Annotated in this window: 9 protein-coding genes; 5 read left to right on the top strand and 4 right to left on the bottom strand. The window is 65.1% G+C overall.

The window, feature by feature from the left end:
* Positions 1-2 precede the first annotated feature (2 nt).
* From H7A13_08715 to H7A13_08695, 5 genes are all read left to right on the top strand, one after another.
* A complete protein-coding gene (locus H7A13_08715) occupies positions 3-2,099 on the top strand; it encodes a heavy metal translocating P-type ATPase (protein MCP5333425.1) in 2,097 nt (698 codons plus the stop codon).
* Positions 2,096-3,067: a ribose-phosphate pyrophosphokinase gene (locus tag H7A13_08710; GenBank protein ID MCP5333424.1), complete on the top strand. Its 972-nt coding sequence runs from the start codon at positions 2,096-2,098 to the stop codon at positions 3,065-3,067. The genes H7A13_08715 and H7A13_08710 overlap by 4 nt, the downstream gene beginning before the upstream one ends.
* Before the next feature lie 101 nt (positions 3,068-3,168).
* A complete protein-coding gene (locus H7A13_08705) occupies positions 3,169-5,553 on the top strand; it encodes a xylulose 5-phosphate 3-epimerase (protein MCP5333423.1) in 2,385 nt (794 codons plus the stop codon).
* Positions 5,547-6,905, top strand: coding sequence for an MBL fold metallo-hydrolase (locus H7A13_08700; GenBank protein ID MCP5333422.1), 1,359 nt, complete (start codon positions 5,547-5,549; stop codon positions 6,903-6,905). The genes H7A13_08705 and H7A13_08700 overlap by 7 nt, the downstream gene beginning before the upstream one ends.
* Complete coding sequence (locus H7A13_08695; GenBank protein ID MCP5333421.1) at positions 6,902-8,434, top strand: thymidine phosphorylase family protein; 1,533 nt, start codon at positions 6,902-6,904, stop codon at positions 8,432-8,434. The genes H7A13_08700 and H7A13_08695 overlap by 4 nt, the downstream gene beginning before the upstream one ends.
* 289 nt (positions 8,435-8,723) lie before the next feature.
* Here H7A13_08695 and H7A13_08690 read toward each other — a convergent pair whose 3' ends face one another.
* The 4 genes from H7A13_08690 to H7A13_08675 all read right to left on the bottom strand — a co-directional run bounded on the left by H7A13_08690 (position 8,724) and on the right by H7A13_08675 (position 14,967).
* Positions 8,724-9,734, bottom strand: a complete 1,011-nt coding sequence (locus tag H7A13_08690) for a copper resistance protein B (protein MCP5333420.1) — start codon at positions 9,732-9,734, stop codon at positions 8,724-8,726.
* Between the two features lie 17 nt (positions 9,735-9,751).
* Complete coding sequence (locus H7A13_08685) at positions 9,752-11,587, bottom strand: copper resistance system multicopper oxidase (protein MCP5333419.1); 1,836 nt, start codon at positions 11,585-11,587, stop codon at positions 9,752-9,754.
* Between the two features lie 279 nt (positions 11,588-11,866).
* Positions 11,867-12,421, bottom strand: a complete 555-nt coding sequence (gene cueR, locus H7A13_08680; GenBank protein MCP5333418.1) for a Cu(I)-responsive transcriptional regulator — start codon at positions 12,419-12,421, stop codon at positions 11,867-11,869.
* On the bottom strand, positions 12,418-14,967 hold the full coding sequence (locus H7A13_08675; GenBank protein MCP5333417.1) for a copper-translocating P-type ATPase: 2,550 nt from the start codon (positions 14,965-14,967) through the stop codon (positions 12,418-12,420). Before H7A13_08675 ends, cueR begins: the two co-directional genes overlap by 4 nt.
* Positions 14,968-14,975: the final 8 nt, after the last annotated feature.

Genomic DNA, 14,975 nt, shown 5'->3' with positions numbered 1-14,975 from the left:
CCATGGCAACGAACGACCCGCATGCACAGCACCGCCATGGCCACGGCGAACATGGGCATCACGCCGCCCACGGCGGCGGCACCATCGCCGCGGCCGGCTCCACACACGCGGCGCATGCCGGGCACGGCGGCCACGACCATGCCGCCATGGTCGCCGATTTCCGCCGCCGCTTCTGGATCACGCTGCTGCTGACGCCGCCGATCCTGCTGCTGTCACCGATGATCCAGCACCTGCTCGGCATCGGCGACGCGCTGGCGTTTCCGGGCGACCGCTATGTCCTGTTCGTGTTGTCGTCGGTCGCTTACGTCTACGGCGGCTGGCCCTTCCTGACGGGTTTCACTTCCGAGCTGCGCAAGGGCCAGCCCGGCATGATGACGCTGATCGCTTTGGCGATCTCGGCGGCCTATTTCTTTTCGGCCGCCGTCACCTTCGGCTTCCCCGGCGAGGAGTTCTATTGGGAGTTGGTGACGCTGATCGCCATCATGCTGCTCGGCCATTGGGTCGAGATGCGCTCGGTCATGGGTGCCTCGCGTGCACTGGAGGAGCTGGTCAAGCTGCTGCCCGACAGCGCGACTCGGATCGACGCCGACGGCAGCACGCACGAAGTACCGATCGCCACACTCACCCACGGTGACCGCGTGCTCGTGCGCCCCGGCGCCAAGGTGCCCGTGGACGGCGAGATCATCGAAGGGTCGTCGGGGTTCAACGAAGCGATGCTCACGGGTGAGTCCCGGCCCGTCACCAAGGGTATCGGCGCCACTGCGATCGGCGGTGCGATCAACGGTGCCAATGCCGTCACCATTCAGGTCACAGCCACCGGCGAGGACACCTACCTTTCTCAAGTCATCGAGCTGGTGAAGAAAGCGCAGGCGACTCGTTCGCGCACGCAGGATGTCGCCAACCGGGCCGCCGCCTGGCTGACCTATATCGCGCTCACGGTCGGCTTCGGCACGCTGTTCGTCTGGTGGCTGATGCTCGATCAGCCGCTCAACTTCGCCATAGAGCGCATGGTCACGGTGATGGTGGTGGCCTGCCCGCATGCGCTGGGCCTGGCTGTACCGCTGGTCGTGGCCGTGAGTACCTCGCTCAGCGCCGGCAACGGCCTGCTGATCCGCGACCGCGCCGCTTTCGAGCGGGCGCGCCATCTCGATGCGGTGGTGTTCGACAAGACCGGCACCCTAACCGAAGGCCGCTTCGGCGTCAGCGACATCGTGCTGCTCGGCGACGGCGACGAGAATCAGGAACTGGCCTTCGCCGCCGCGGCCGAGAGCCAGTCCGAACATCCGATCGCTCACGGCATCGTCGCCGAGGCCAAGAGCCGCAGCATCGCCATTCCCAAAGCCAGCGACGTCAGCAACATCACCGGCGAGGGTATCGTCGCGAAAGTCCATGGGCAGGATGTACGCATCGTCAGCCCCGGTCACCTGACACGCCAGGGCAAGCCAATCACCCACGAGAAGCTCGCGCAACTCGAAGCGGCCGGTAAGACCGTGGTGGTACTGGAGCGCGATGGCCAGCCCCGTGCGCTGTTCGCGCTGGCCGACATCGTGCGGCCCGAGTCGAAGGAGGCCATCGCCGAACTGACCCGGTTGGGCATCCGCTCGGTGATGCTGACCGGCGATGCGCGCGGTGTCGCCGAGTCGGTCTCCAAGGAGTTGGGCATCACCGAATACTTCGCCGAAGTGCTGCCCGACCAGAAGTCGGAGAAGATCAAGGAACTCCAGGAGCGTGGGCAGTCGGTCGCCATGGTCGGCGACGGCGTGAACGATGCGCCGGCGCTGGTGCAGGCTGACCTGGGCGTGGCGATCGGCGCGGGCACCGATGTGGCCGTGGAGTCCGCCGATGTGGTGCTGGTGCGCAGCGACCCCCGTGACGTGGGCGCGATTCTTGGCCTGTCGCGCGCCACCTATCGCAAGATGGTGCAGAACCTTATCTGGGCGACGGGCTACAACGCCGTCGCCATCCCGATGGCCGCCGGCATCACCTTCGGCACTGGTTTCATGATGACCCCCGCCGTCGCCGCCGTCTTCATGTCGGCCAGCACGGTGATCGTCGCGATCAATGCCCAGTTCCTGCGGTTCTACAGGCGGCACGCATGAGCGATGCCAGCCAACAAGTCGGCCAGCGCGATCGGCTGATTCTGCCTCTGCCAGGCAACGAGATATTGGCCCGCCAACTGGCGGATGCGGGCGGCTGGGAGTTGGGCGCCATCGAGACCCGGCAATTCCCTGACGGCGAAAGTTATATCCGCATCCTGTCCGAAGTGGCGGACAAGTCGGTGATCCTCGTCTGCACGTTGGCGCGTCCGGATGCGTGCTTTCTGCGGCTCATCTTCGCAGCCGATGCCGCCCGCGAATTGGGGGCGCGCGAAGTGATTCTGGCCGCTCCGTATCTGGCCTATATGCGACAGGATCGTCGTTTCCAGGCAGGCGAAGCCGTGACCTCCAAGAGTTTTGCCCGGCTTGTGTCGTCGAGCTTCGATCGACTGGTCACGGTCGACCCACATCTGCATCGCTATCCGGCATTGTCCGCGCTCTACACCATTCCGACCGACACGCTGCATGCGGCGCCGCTGTTGGCAGATTGGGTCGCGGCGGAAGTCGAAAACCCGCTCTTGGTCGGCCCGGATGAGGAAAGCGAGCAATGGGTGGCTGCCATTGCCGAGCGCATCGGCGCGCCACATGCGGTGCTGCGCAAAATTCGCCACGGCGACCGCAACGTCGAGGTCAAATTGTCCGACCTGTCCGCGTGGCACGGCCGCCAGCCGGTGCTGACCGACGACATCGCCTCATCCGGCCGGACGCTGATCGAAGCGGCCCGGCAGTTGCCGCAGCAGGGCTTTGCACGGCCGTTTGTTGCCGTGGTGCACGGCATCTTTGCCGAGGATGCCTATCAACGCCTCGTGCCCCTGTGCGGGCGAATCGTCTCGACCGATGCCGTACAACATGAGAGCAACGCCATCGGACTGGCGCCGCTGATCGCAAGAGCAATGGCGCTGAGTGGAATAGGCAGTGAAAACGTTGTCCGTCACCGGCGCCCGCCGGAGCCGCCGCCCGATACTGGGTGAGGTGCGCGGGTGTCGATTTCGTTTCGGGCCAGCGATCCGCCGTCATAGACGGCCGGTCGTTGACTGACGAACAAGAACAATTGACTGGAGGCGGCGACGGCATGAACGAGATGACAACGGGAGCATTCGAGACCTGGCGCAAGGGCTACGGCCCGATCACACACAACGAAGAAACGATAGAGCGCGTCGCTGCCCTGGCCACGTCCGGCCGCATCGATCCGGGAGCCCTTTACCGCATCCTCGCTGCCGCCGACCGCTTGACCTCTGCCGCGATGTGGACGGTCGTCCATATGACCTATGCCCGCCGTGTCGATCTTTCCGGCGCGCCACTCCCGGCCGATGCGTTCAAACCGACGCCCGAAGGCCATACCGGCGGATCACTCAACATGGTGCCCGCTTTCGTTGGCTATCTCGCCGCCAACGCGATCACTGCGAAAACCCGTTCGTGGCTGATGGGGCAAGGCCACTGTGTCGCCGCGATCGAGGCGGTCAACGCGCTCACCGGAGACGTGTCGACCGCCCAAAAGGGTCGCTACGACCGCAGCGAGAAAGGTCTCTCGCAGCTTGCGGCCGACTTCTATTCCTACGCCATCGACGCCGAGGGCAACGCAGCCGTGCCGCTCGGCAGCCACGCCGGACCGAACACGGCCGGTGCAATCTCGGAAGGCGGCTATCTCGGCTTCGCAGAGGTTCAGTATGTCCATGCGCCACTGCCGGGCGAATGCCTTGTCGCGTTCCTGAGCGATGGCGCCTTCGAGGAGCAACGCGGATCAGACTGGACGCCGCGCTGGTGGCGTGCCGAGGATTCCGGCCTTGTCGTTCCTGTCATGATTCTCAACGGTCGCCGCATCGAGGAGCGCGTACAGATCGCGCAGCAGGGCGGCGCCGACTGGCTGGCCGAACATCTCAGGCTCAACGGCTTCGATCCCTTCATCATCGACGGCCGCGATCCCGCCGCCATCGCCTGCGCCATCATCGACGCTGAAATCCGGCTTGAGGGCTTTGCCATCGACCCCGACCGAACCTATCCCGCACCCATTCCCTATGTCATCGCCGAGACGGTCAAGGGCTTCGGCTTTCCTGGCGCCGACACCAACGCTGCTCACAATCTTCCTCTTGGCGGGAGCCCGGCAAGCGATGAGCCCGCTCGCAATGCCTTCAACGAGGCGGCACATGTGCTGTTCGTTCCGCCCGCAGAGATCGAGCGCGCGGTCACCGCCATCGCCGTCCATGACCGGCAGGGCCGCGAGCCCGAAAGCCGGCATCCGCTCGCGCTGCGCAACCCACCCGTGCCGTGCCTGCCCGAGCCGGAATGGACGGCTGCCAGCGATCCGCCCGGTTGCGCCATGCGTGCGCTCGATCACTGGTTCATCCGCCTCGTGAACGCCAACCCCGGTCTTCGCCCGCGTGTCGGCAATCCAGACGAGCTGCGCTCCAACCATATGGGCGCCACCCTCGACAGGCTGCGCCATCGTGTGAACACTTCCGAGCCTGGCGTCGCCGATGCCGTCGACGGTGCGGTCATCACCGCGCTCAATGAAGAGGCTGTGGCGGGTGCGGCGCTGGCCAACAAAAGCGGGATCAACCTGATCGTCAGCTACGAGGCCTTCGCCATGAAGATGCTCGGTGGCTTGCGTCAGGAGATCGTCTTTTCCCGGAGGCAGCGCGAAACCGGGCAGGAGCCGCGCTGGATCTCGGTACCGCTGCTTGTCACGTCCCATACCTGGGAGAACTCGAAGAACGAGCAGTCACATCAAGACCCGACCATCGGCGAGGCGCTGCTGGGCGAGATGTCCGATACCGCGCGAGTGCTCTTCCCGGTCGATGCGAACAGCGCCATGGCCACTCTGCGCTGCGTCTATCAGGGGCGCGGCCAAGTGGCGTGCCTGATCGTTTCCAAGCGTGACATGCCGCACCGCTTCGATGCTGAGGCGGCCAACCGTTTCGCCAACGATGGCGCGGCACATGTCGACGGGGAATCCGAGGGCACGGAGCTTCAGATCGTCGCCATCGGCGCCTATCAGCTCGAAGAGGCGCTGAAGGCCGCCCATCGCCTCAGAACCCGAGGTCGCCGTGTTCTCGTCACCGCCATGTCCGAGCCCGGCCGCTTCCGCATTCCCCGCGATTCGATCGAGGCAGCCTTCACGGCAAGCGATGATGAGCTGGCTGCTCTATTCCCTCCGGGCGCGCCGCGCCTGATCGTCTCTCATACCAGACCCGAGCCCATGCTCGGCCTGCTCCGGCGACTGGATTCCGGTCCGCGCACAACAGCCGCGCGCGGCTACATCAGCCGGGGCGGCACACTGGAAGTGTCCGGTATGCTGTTTGCCAACCGCTGCTCCTGGGCGCATCTGATCGATGCCGCCGTTCCTCTCACCGGCTGGAACAGAGACGACCTCCTCGTTCCCGCTGAACGGGACGCCGTGGACGGCCGCGGCCATCCGGGCGCCATCGCCGTGCTCACCCTTGGAAGGCCGCCATGCTGACGCTCACTTCTCTCGGCGGTACCAGTACCGTCACCGGCTCGAAACACCTCCTCACCAACGGCGACAGACGCATCCTCATCGACTGCGGCTTGTTCCAGGGCCTGAAGAACCTGCGCGAACTGAACTGGGCACGACTACCGATCAAGCCCAAAGACATCGATGCCGTGGTACTGACTCACGCGCATCTCGATCATTCCGGCTACCTGCCGAAGCTCGTGCGCGACGGCTTCCGCGGGAAGATATACGCGACGTCGGCAACGCGCGACGTCGCCGAGTTGATCCTCAAGGACAGCGGCTACCTACAGGAGAAGGAGGCCGAGTACGCGAACCGGAAGGGTTTCTCCAAACACAAGCCGGCGTTGCCGCTGTACACGCTGAACGATGCCGAGCGCTCGCTCAAGCAGTTCTCCACCGCCCCCTTCGGCAAATCAGTGCAGCTTCCGGGCAATGCCACCCTGACCTTCCGCTATGCCGGGCACATCCTGGGTGCCGCCACGGCCGACATCGAATGGGGCGGCAAGCGCATCGTTTTCTCGGGGGATCTGGGTCGCTACGACGATCCGATGATGTTCGATCCCCAACCCGTGCCCGAAGCGGACTATATCGTCATCGAATCCACCTACGGCAACCGCACGCACGCGCCGGACGATCCCACGGATGCGCTCGGCGCGCTGATCGAGAAGACAGTAAGCCAGGGTGGCACAGTCGTCATTCCTGCATTCGCGGTTGGCCGCGCGCAGCTCCTGCTCTATCACCTGTGGCAACTTCGTCAGGCCGGACGACTCGCTTCGGTGCCCATCTACCTCGATAGCCCAATGGCGATCAACGCGAGCGAACTGCTTTGCGCACACTTGAACGACCACCGCCTACCTTCCGACATTTGCCAGACCGCCTGTGGAATCGCCACCTACACCCGCGAGGTCGAGGAGTCTAAGCAGATCACCGCCAGCCGCTTTCCCAAGGTGGTGATCTCAGCCAGCGGCATGGCAACCGGCGGCCGCGTGCTCCATCACCTGAAAGCCTTCGCGCCGAATCATGAGAACACCATCCTGTTTGCTGGGTTTCAGGCCGCCGGCACGCGCGGCCAGGCGATGCTGCAAGGTGCAAGCGAGGTGAAGATCCACGGGCAATGGGTGCCGGTTCGCGCGGAAGTCGCCAACCTGCCGGCGCTGTCGGCGCACGCAGACGCCAACGAGCTGATGCGCTGGCTCTCGGGATTCCGCCATGCCCCATCCCGTGTGTTCATTGTTCATGGTGAACCGCTCGCAGCCGAGGCGTTGCGTATCCGAATCGGCAAGGAATCGGGATGGCCTGCCGCCGTTCCGAGGCTGGACCAGGTATTCGAGCTATGACGAATCACACCGCCTTCATCGCCGACATCTCCGCGCCGCCGACATTGCGTGCGAAGCGCCTGGGCCTTCACGCGCAGCATCAGGCGATCGCCATCATGCGCACCGACTGTCACGTCTGCCGGGCGGAAGGGCTCTCTTCCCGTTCACAGGTGCTTCTCTCCGCAGGCGGTCGCCAAGTGCAGGCGATGCTCTTCCAGGCAGAGGGCGAACTGATCGCACCGGGCGAGGCCGCACTCTCCGAGGCCGCCTGGACACGCCTGGGCGTTGCGGAAGGCGATGTCATCACTGTCAGCCACGCGCCCGCGCTTGAGTCTTTGACGAGCGTGCGGCGGCGCATCTACGGCCACCGACTCGACGCGGTGGCGCTCAGCGGCATCGTCCGAGATATCGTCGCCGGGCGCTATACGGACGTTCACCTCTCTGCCTTCCTGACTGCCGGCGCATCCCTACCGCTCGACGACCAAGAAACCATCGGCCTCACCCGCGCGATGATCGACGTGGGCGACCGGCTGACCTGGGACACGCCGGTGGTCGTTGACAAGCACTGCATCGGCGGGCTGCCGGGGAACCGCACGACGCCCATCGTCGTCGCTATCGTCACGGCCAACGGGCTCGTGATGCCGAAAACATCCTCGCGCGCCATTACCTCACCGGCCGGCACCGCCGACACCATGGAGACGCTGGCCCCTGTCGATCTCGGCCTCACCGCGCTGCGGCGAGTCGTTGAAGCCGAGGGAGGTTGCATCGCCTGGGGCGGTGCCGTACACCTCAGCCCGGCTGACGACATTTTCGTGCGGGTTGAACGTGAACTCAACGTCGATACCGAAGGCCAGCTCATCGCCTCGGTGCTGTCCAAGAAAATCGCCGCCGGTTCGACCCACGTGGTACTCGACATTCCTGTAGGGCCGACCGCGAAGGTTCGGACCGAAGACGCTGCGCGCCAGCTCGGCGATCGGTTGATCTCTGTGGCCCAACATTTTGGGCTGCGGGCGACCTGCATCCGCACCAACGGTTTGCAGCCCGTCGGCCGAGGTATCGGCCCCTCACTTGAGGCGCTCGACATTCTGGCCGTGTTGCAGAACACGCCGGATGCGCCGGCTGATCTGCGCGAGCGCGCCGCGATGCTGGCCGGTGCCGCCCTCGAAATTGGCGGTATCGCAGCAGAGGGAGCTGGCTACGGGCTCGCCCTCTCGACGCTGGCCGACGGTCGCGCTTGGGAGAAATTTCAGCGCATTTGTGAAGCCCAGGGAGGTATGCGTGAACCGCCAAAGGCGGCGCACGTGCGCCCGCTGACCGCGCCCCACGCCGGGCGGGTCATGCTCATCAACAATCGAAAGCTCTCCCAGCTCGCGAAGCTCGCGGGCGCACCTCAAGCCAAGGTTGCGGGTGTACGCATGGAGGTCAATCTCGGCTCGATTGTGGAGAAAGGTCAGCCGCTGCTCCATTTGCATGCTGAGACGACCGGCGAGTTGGCGTATGCCCTGGACTACGTGGCCCACAGTGGGGATATCGTGCAGTTGGAAGATTGATGCCGCTTTTTGAATTGTATGAGGTAGCCAGGAAGCGGCTCGCCTTGGGAGACCAGTGTACGCCCATGACAGATTCCGTTCGCGACGTTGCCCTGTCAATCCACGTCTTTGCATCGGTCGGATGGATCGGATGACAGCTTGATGCAGGGTACGCCGCGATGGGTCAAGGCATTTACGGTCGCAAGCGCAATTATCGTACTCATGATTGCTGCCATGTTGCTTGGGGGAGGGCACGGCCCAAACGCTCACATGCCTCATTGAACGTCAGGACTACCGCCTATTCAGCTCATCAGAACCACAGACGAAGGCCAACGACCCAGCGGTTGTCGGTTCGGGAGTGGCTGCTGAGCCCGCGCAGGTCCGACGTCTCGCCGAAACTCCATTCGCGTTCGAATCCGATATAGGGCGCAAATTGCCGCGTGATCTCGTACCGCAAACGAACACCCGCCTCCACGGTACTCAAACCCGACCCGATGACCTCTTCCGGATCGGACTGCCCGAACCAGTTGGCTTCGACGCCCCAACTGGCGATCAGCCGGTTGGTGAACAGCATTTCGTACTCGGCCTCGACGATCGCCGCCGTCTTGCCGCCTTCTCCGACGTAACCCGTTGCCGACACCTCGAACTTGTAGGGCGCCAGCCCCTGGACGCCGAACGCGGCCCAGTTGCGCGGCGTTCCGCCCCCGCCGAAGTCACCGAAATCCCGGCGCACGCCCACCACGACATCCCACCAGGGATGGATCGCGCGTCCGTACATCACCTCGACCCGCGCACGCTGCAGGCTCTCATCCAGAGCGTGCCCCTTGGTCCTCAGCCAGAGGCGGTTGATGTCGCTCCCGACCCAGCCGATTCCCTCCCAGGCGATCTCCCTGCCTTCATCCGTGTTCGCCCCTTCCAACTGATCCATGAGCCAGAACGAGTTCAGGCTGGTTCCGTGCTTGTGGTAGTCCTTCAGCGGCGGGAATGCCGCCAGGCGATCGGCATCCGTGACGGAGGGGATGGGTTCGCGTGGCGAGTCGAGCGTCCCCATCCGGGAATGATCCATCTGCGAGTGGTCGACCTGCGGACGATCATGCTGCGAATGATCCATCTGGGAATGGTCGACCTGCGGGCGATCATGCTGTCCATGATCCATCTGCGAGTGGTCCGTTCCGGCATCGGGAGGCTGGGGCGCCGTCGCGGGCTCTTCCTGCGGGTCCGCCGTCGAACTCGACGTGACCGGCTGGCCATGCCCGGCATGCTGCGCGGAGGCCGCAACGGGAGGGAGCGACAACGCTGCGGCCAGCGCAATCCACCGCATCGATTTCCTTGCGCGCATCATTCTTCGATCCTCACTTCCCGGAACATTCCAGACTCCATGTGGAAGAAGAGATGGCAGTGGTAGGCCCAGCGACCGAGTGCATCGGCGCGCACCCGGTAGCTGCGCTTCGTGCCCGGCGGCATGTCCACGGTGTGCTTGCGCAAATGGAAGTTGCCCTGTTCGTCCTCCAGGTCGCTCCACACGCCATGCAGATGGATCGGATGCGACATCATGGTGTCGTTCACCAGCACGATGCGCATGCGCTCGCCGTAGTTGAGGCGCAGCGGCGCGGCGTCGGCGAACTTGATCCCGTCGAACGACCAGGCGAAACGCTCCATGTGGCCGGTCAGGTGCAGCTCCACCGTGCGCCCCGGCTCGCGGCCGTCGGGGTCCTCAAACAGGCTCTTCAGGTCGGCGTACGTCGCCACGGTGCGACCGTTGCCGCGCAGGCCGATGCCCGGATCGGACAGTCGCGGCTCTGGCGTCATGGTCTGCATGTCCACCAGGGGATTGCCCGTTTCACTGGCCGGATGCGTCTGCATGCCGCCGCTTCCATGCCCGGCGTGCGCGCCTTGTGCGGCTGGAGCCCCGTGGCCGGCGTGCGGGTCCGGCGCCGGCACGGCGCCATGCCCGGCATGTGGATCAGCCGAGGGAACTGCCAGCCCTGAATGGGCGCCGTGGCCGCCATGCCCCATGTCGGCCATGGTCAGCAGCGGCCGCGGGTCCACCGCCGGCACCGGGGCACGCAAGCCCTCGCGGACCGCGAGCGTGCCGCTAACGTAGCCGGTGCGCGCGGAATCCTGGGCGAAGATCGTGAAAGCGTCCTGCCCGGCAGGTTCGACGATCACGTCGAAGGTCTCGGCCGTGGCGATGCGGATCTCGTCCACCGTCAGCGGATGGACGTACTGGCCATCGACCTCGACCACCGTCATCTTCAGGCCCGGGATGCGGACGTCGAAGTAGGTCATCGCCGAGCCGTTGATGAAGCGCAGGCGGATCTTTTCCCCGCTGCGGAACAATCCCGTCCAGTTTCCCAGCGACGTGGTGCCGTTCATCAGGTACGTGTAGGTGTGCGCGTTGACGTCGGACAGGTCGGTCGGCGTCATGCGCATGCGCCCCCATGCCGTACGGTCGCTCAGCGTCGCGCTCAAGCCGTCCCGGCGCACGTCACGGAAGAAGTCTCCCACCGTGCGCTGGTAATAGTTGTCGTACTCCGACAGCTTCTTCAGCCGGGCGAACAGGCGGGCCGGATCCATGTCGGTCCAATCGGACAGGAAGACCACGTAGTCGCGGTCGTAGGAGAACGGAGGCGGCTCGATGGGGTCGATGATCAGCGGCCCGTACATCCCGCCCTGTTCCTGGAATCCCGAATGGCTGTGGTACCAATAGGTTCCGGCCTGGCGGACGTCGAACTCGTACAGGTAGCTCTCGCCACGATTGATCCCGTCGAAGCTCAGGCCCGGCACGCCGTCCATGTTGGCCGGCAGCAGGATGCCGTGCCAGTGGATCGACGTGGAGTCGCCGTGGATCGAGCCTGGGGGCAGGTCGTTGCGGACCCGCAGCTGCACCCGAGTGCCTTCCTTCCAGCGCAGGATCGGTGCAGGCACCGAGCCGTTGACGGTGATGGCAGGCCGCGTCTTGCCCGTGTAGTTGACCAGCGTCTCGCCTACGCTCAGGTCGAACTGCGTGCCCGACAGCACTTCGAGCTGGCCCGGAGAGCGCAGCGCCCAGCTCTGCCTGGGCCACAGCCCCAGGCCAAGGAGTGCGCCACCTGCGGCCAGCCCCTGGACGAACTGCCGCCGTGATCGTGCGAATTTTTCATCGGCTTCCGAGCCGAAAGGTCTGGATGACATGAGTAAACTCCAGTGGTCAGTATGGATTGACCTCGGTGGCAGAGCAGGCGCATCGCTGCGGCACATGCCATCGAGTACTTGCCGCACCCGAAGTCGCTATGGCGGGAAGAATTCGCTTCAGAGCGCGCCGGATGTGGCAAATCGCAGTGGCTGCGGCTTCCGGGGCTTTTCTGGAACAGAAATCACACAACGCATCGCCATAGAACTCAAAGCTGTGGAACTCACGGCATACGGCACCCACCATAGGCAACGGTCACTGTCGCCGGGATGACTCGTCCATTACATTCCCGTCATTTCGCCGTCATTTTCGGTTAGCCTTGAGGCCACAGGCCTTCGATTACTTTCGGGAGGCTTTCCGTGATGCTTTTTTTGAGGCGTGCGCCCACGTGGCGAACGGCCATCGACCGCGCCGCGCGAATGTTTCGGTGCGCCACTGGCCATCTGAGACGGCTGTTCGAGATCGGCCAGGATGGGACAATCGGGCCGATCATCTCCCGAACAGCACGCTGCCAATTGTTCAAGGGTCGCCGCCATCTGCTGCATTTCTTCAATCCGCCGCTGCAGATCCTCGATACGGTCGAGCGCGATGCGCTTGACGTCCGCACTCTGCCGGCGGCGGTTCCGCCAGAGCTGCAGCAGGCCATCGATCTCGGCGACGGAGAATCCCAGATCCCGCGCCCGCCGGATGAAGCGGAGCACGTGCACATCCTTCATGGCGTAGTCCCGGTAGCCCGCCGCCGTGCGCCCGGCCGGCGGAATCAACCCGGTCTGCTCGTAGTAGCGGATCATCTTGGCCGATACACCCGAGGCCTTCGCCGCTTCACCGATGTTCATGTCATCCTCCTTTCCGCCTCCGCACCTTTCGCCCCGAGGTTTGCCAGCACGACAGCGCCTCTCGGGGAAGCAGGCGGGCCGGTCGCCGCTGTTGCCATGGGCGCGCGAAACCGTCGCAGCCGGAGCGCGTTGCCGAGGACAAAGACGCTCGACAGCGCCATGGCGCCCGCTGCGAAAATCGGCGAGAGCAGGACGCCATAGCCGGGATAGAGCACACCGGCAGCGACCGGAATCAGCGCCGTGTTGTAGGCAAACGCCCAGAACAGATTCTGCCGGATGTTGCGGATCGTCCCCTTCGACAGCGCGATGGCGGTGGGCACGCCCTTGAGGCTGCCCGACATCAGCACCACATCGGCCGCCTCGATCGCAATGTCGGTGCCCGTGCCGATGGCCACGCCTACCTCAGCCTCGGCCAGGGCAGGCGCGTCATTGATGCCGTCGCCCACGAACACCAGATGGCCGTGGACGGCCCTGAGCCTGCGCACCGCCTTGACCTTGCCCTCCGGCAGCACCTCGGCGATCACCTCGTCGATGCCGAGACGACGGGCGATGGCGTCGGCCGTGCGCCGGTTGTCGCCGGTGATCATCGCGACCTTGAGGCCCAGGGCGTGCAGCGCGGCGATGGCCTCGGGCGTGGTGTCCTTGATCGGGTCGGCGACGGCGATGATGGCTGCGAGCTTGCCGCCGATCGCGGCGTAGAGCGGCGATTTTCCCTCGTCGCCCAGCCGCTGCGCGGTCTCGGCGAAGGCGCTGGCATCGAGACCCAGCCTGTGCATGTAGCGGTCGGCGCCGATCTCGATGCCCACCCCGTCTACCACGGCCTTGACCCCGAAGCCAGTCTCGGACGCGAAGGCACCGACCTCCGGCAAGACCAGGCTTTCGGCTACGGCGGCCTCTACGATGGCGCGGGCGATGGGGTGTTCGGACTTCGCCTCGACGGCCGCGATCCGCGCCAGTACCTGCGCGCGGTCGAAACCCTCGGCGACCTCCAGATCGGTCAGCACTGGCCGGCCTTCGGTCAGGGTGCCGGTCTTGTCCAGCGCGACGACCTTCGCATCCTTGAGCAACTGCAAGGCTTCACCCTTGCGAAACAGCACGCCCATTTCCGCGCCGCGCCCGGTACCGACCATGATCGACGTGGGCGTGGCGAGCCCCATCGCGCAGGGACAGGCGATGATCAGCACGGCAACCGCATTGACCAGGGCGAAGGTCAGCGCCGGCGCCGGACCGAAGACGAGCCAGACGAGGAAGGTCAGCAGCGCCACACCGATCACCGCCGGGACAAACCACAGCGTCACCTTGTCGACCAGCGCCTGGATCGGCAGCTTGGAGCCCTGCGCTTCCTCGACCAGGCGGATGATCTGGGAGAGCACCGTGGACTCGCCCACCGCGGTCGCACGGAAAGCCAGCGCGCCGTTCTGGTTGACGGTACCGCCGACCACCGCGCTGCCAGCGGTCTTCGCCACCGGCACCGGCTCGCCGGTGATCATGGACTCATCCACGTAGCTGTCGCCCTCGATCACCTCGCCGTCGACCGGCACACGTTCACCCGGCCGCACTTCGACGACATCCCCCGGCGCCACCTCGCCGAGGGCGATCTCGGCCGTACCCTCATCACGGCGCACCCGCGCGGTCCGCGCCTGCAACCCGATCAGCCTCTGGATCGCCTGAGAGGCGCGACCCTTGGCCCGCGCTTCCAGAAAGCGTCCGATGAGGATCAGGGTGACGATGACGGCAGCCGCCTCGTAATAGACGTTGACCGCTTCCGCAGGCAGCAGCGCGGGCATGAAGGTCGCGACCAACGAATAGGCGTAAGCCGCCAGGGTACCCACCGCGACCAGCGAGTTCATGTCCGGCGCCAGGCGGAACAGCGCGGGAAAGCCATGCTGGTAGAAGCGTCGGCCCGGCCCGAGGATCACCAGCGTCGTCAGCGCGAACTGGATGATCCAGTTCCACTGCATGCCGATGGTGCGCATGATCAGGTGATGTACGCCGGGAATCAGGTGCGAGCCCATCTCCAGGGCGAACACCGGCAAGGTCAGCGCAATGGACAGGATCACGGCACGTTTGAGCGCCGCCTGTTCGGCATCCTTGCGGGCCATGTCATCGACCTCGCGCGAGGACGCACGGTCGATCAGCCGAGCGGTGTATCCGACCTCACCGATGGCCCGGACCAGCAGCCTGGCATCGGCACCGCCTTCCACGACCGCTCGCTCGGTCGCCAGGTTGACACGCGCCGCCATTACACCGGGGACGATGTGCAGTGCACGCTCCACACGTCCGACGCAAGAGGCGCAGGTCATGCCCTCGATGGCGAGTTCGGTCTTGACGATGGGAACCGCATAACCGGCTCGCTCGGTGGCCTCGACCAGCGTCTGGTAGTCGACTGGCGCGGCAATCCGCACTTCGGCCTTCTCGGTCGCCAGGTTGACGTTCGCGTCCTGGACACCGGACACGGCCTTCAATGCTTTCTCGACCCGGCCCACGCACGAAGCGCAGCTCATCCCCTTGATCGGGAGCCAGACCGTCTCAAGTGGAGAGTCCATGGTCATCA

The organism is Pseudomonadales bacterium (genome assembly GCA_024234215.1).
GTDB lineage: Bacteria > Pseudomonadota > Gammaproteobacteria > Pseudomonadales > UBA5862 > JACKOQ01.
Note: the sequence above shows the minus strand (reverse complement) of the source record. Positions and strands in the feature narration are given on the sequence as shown.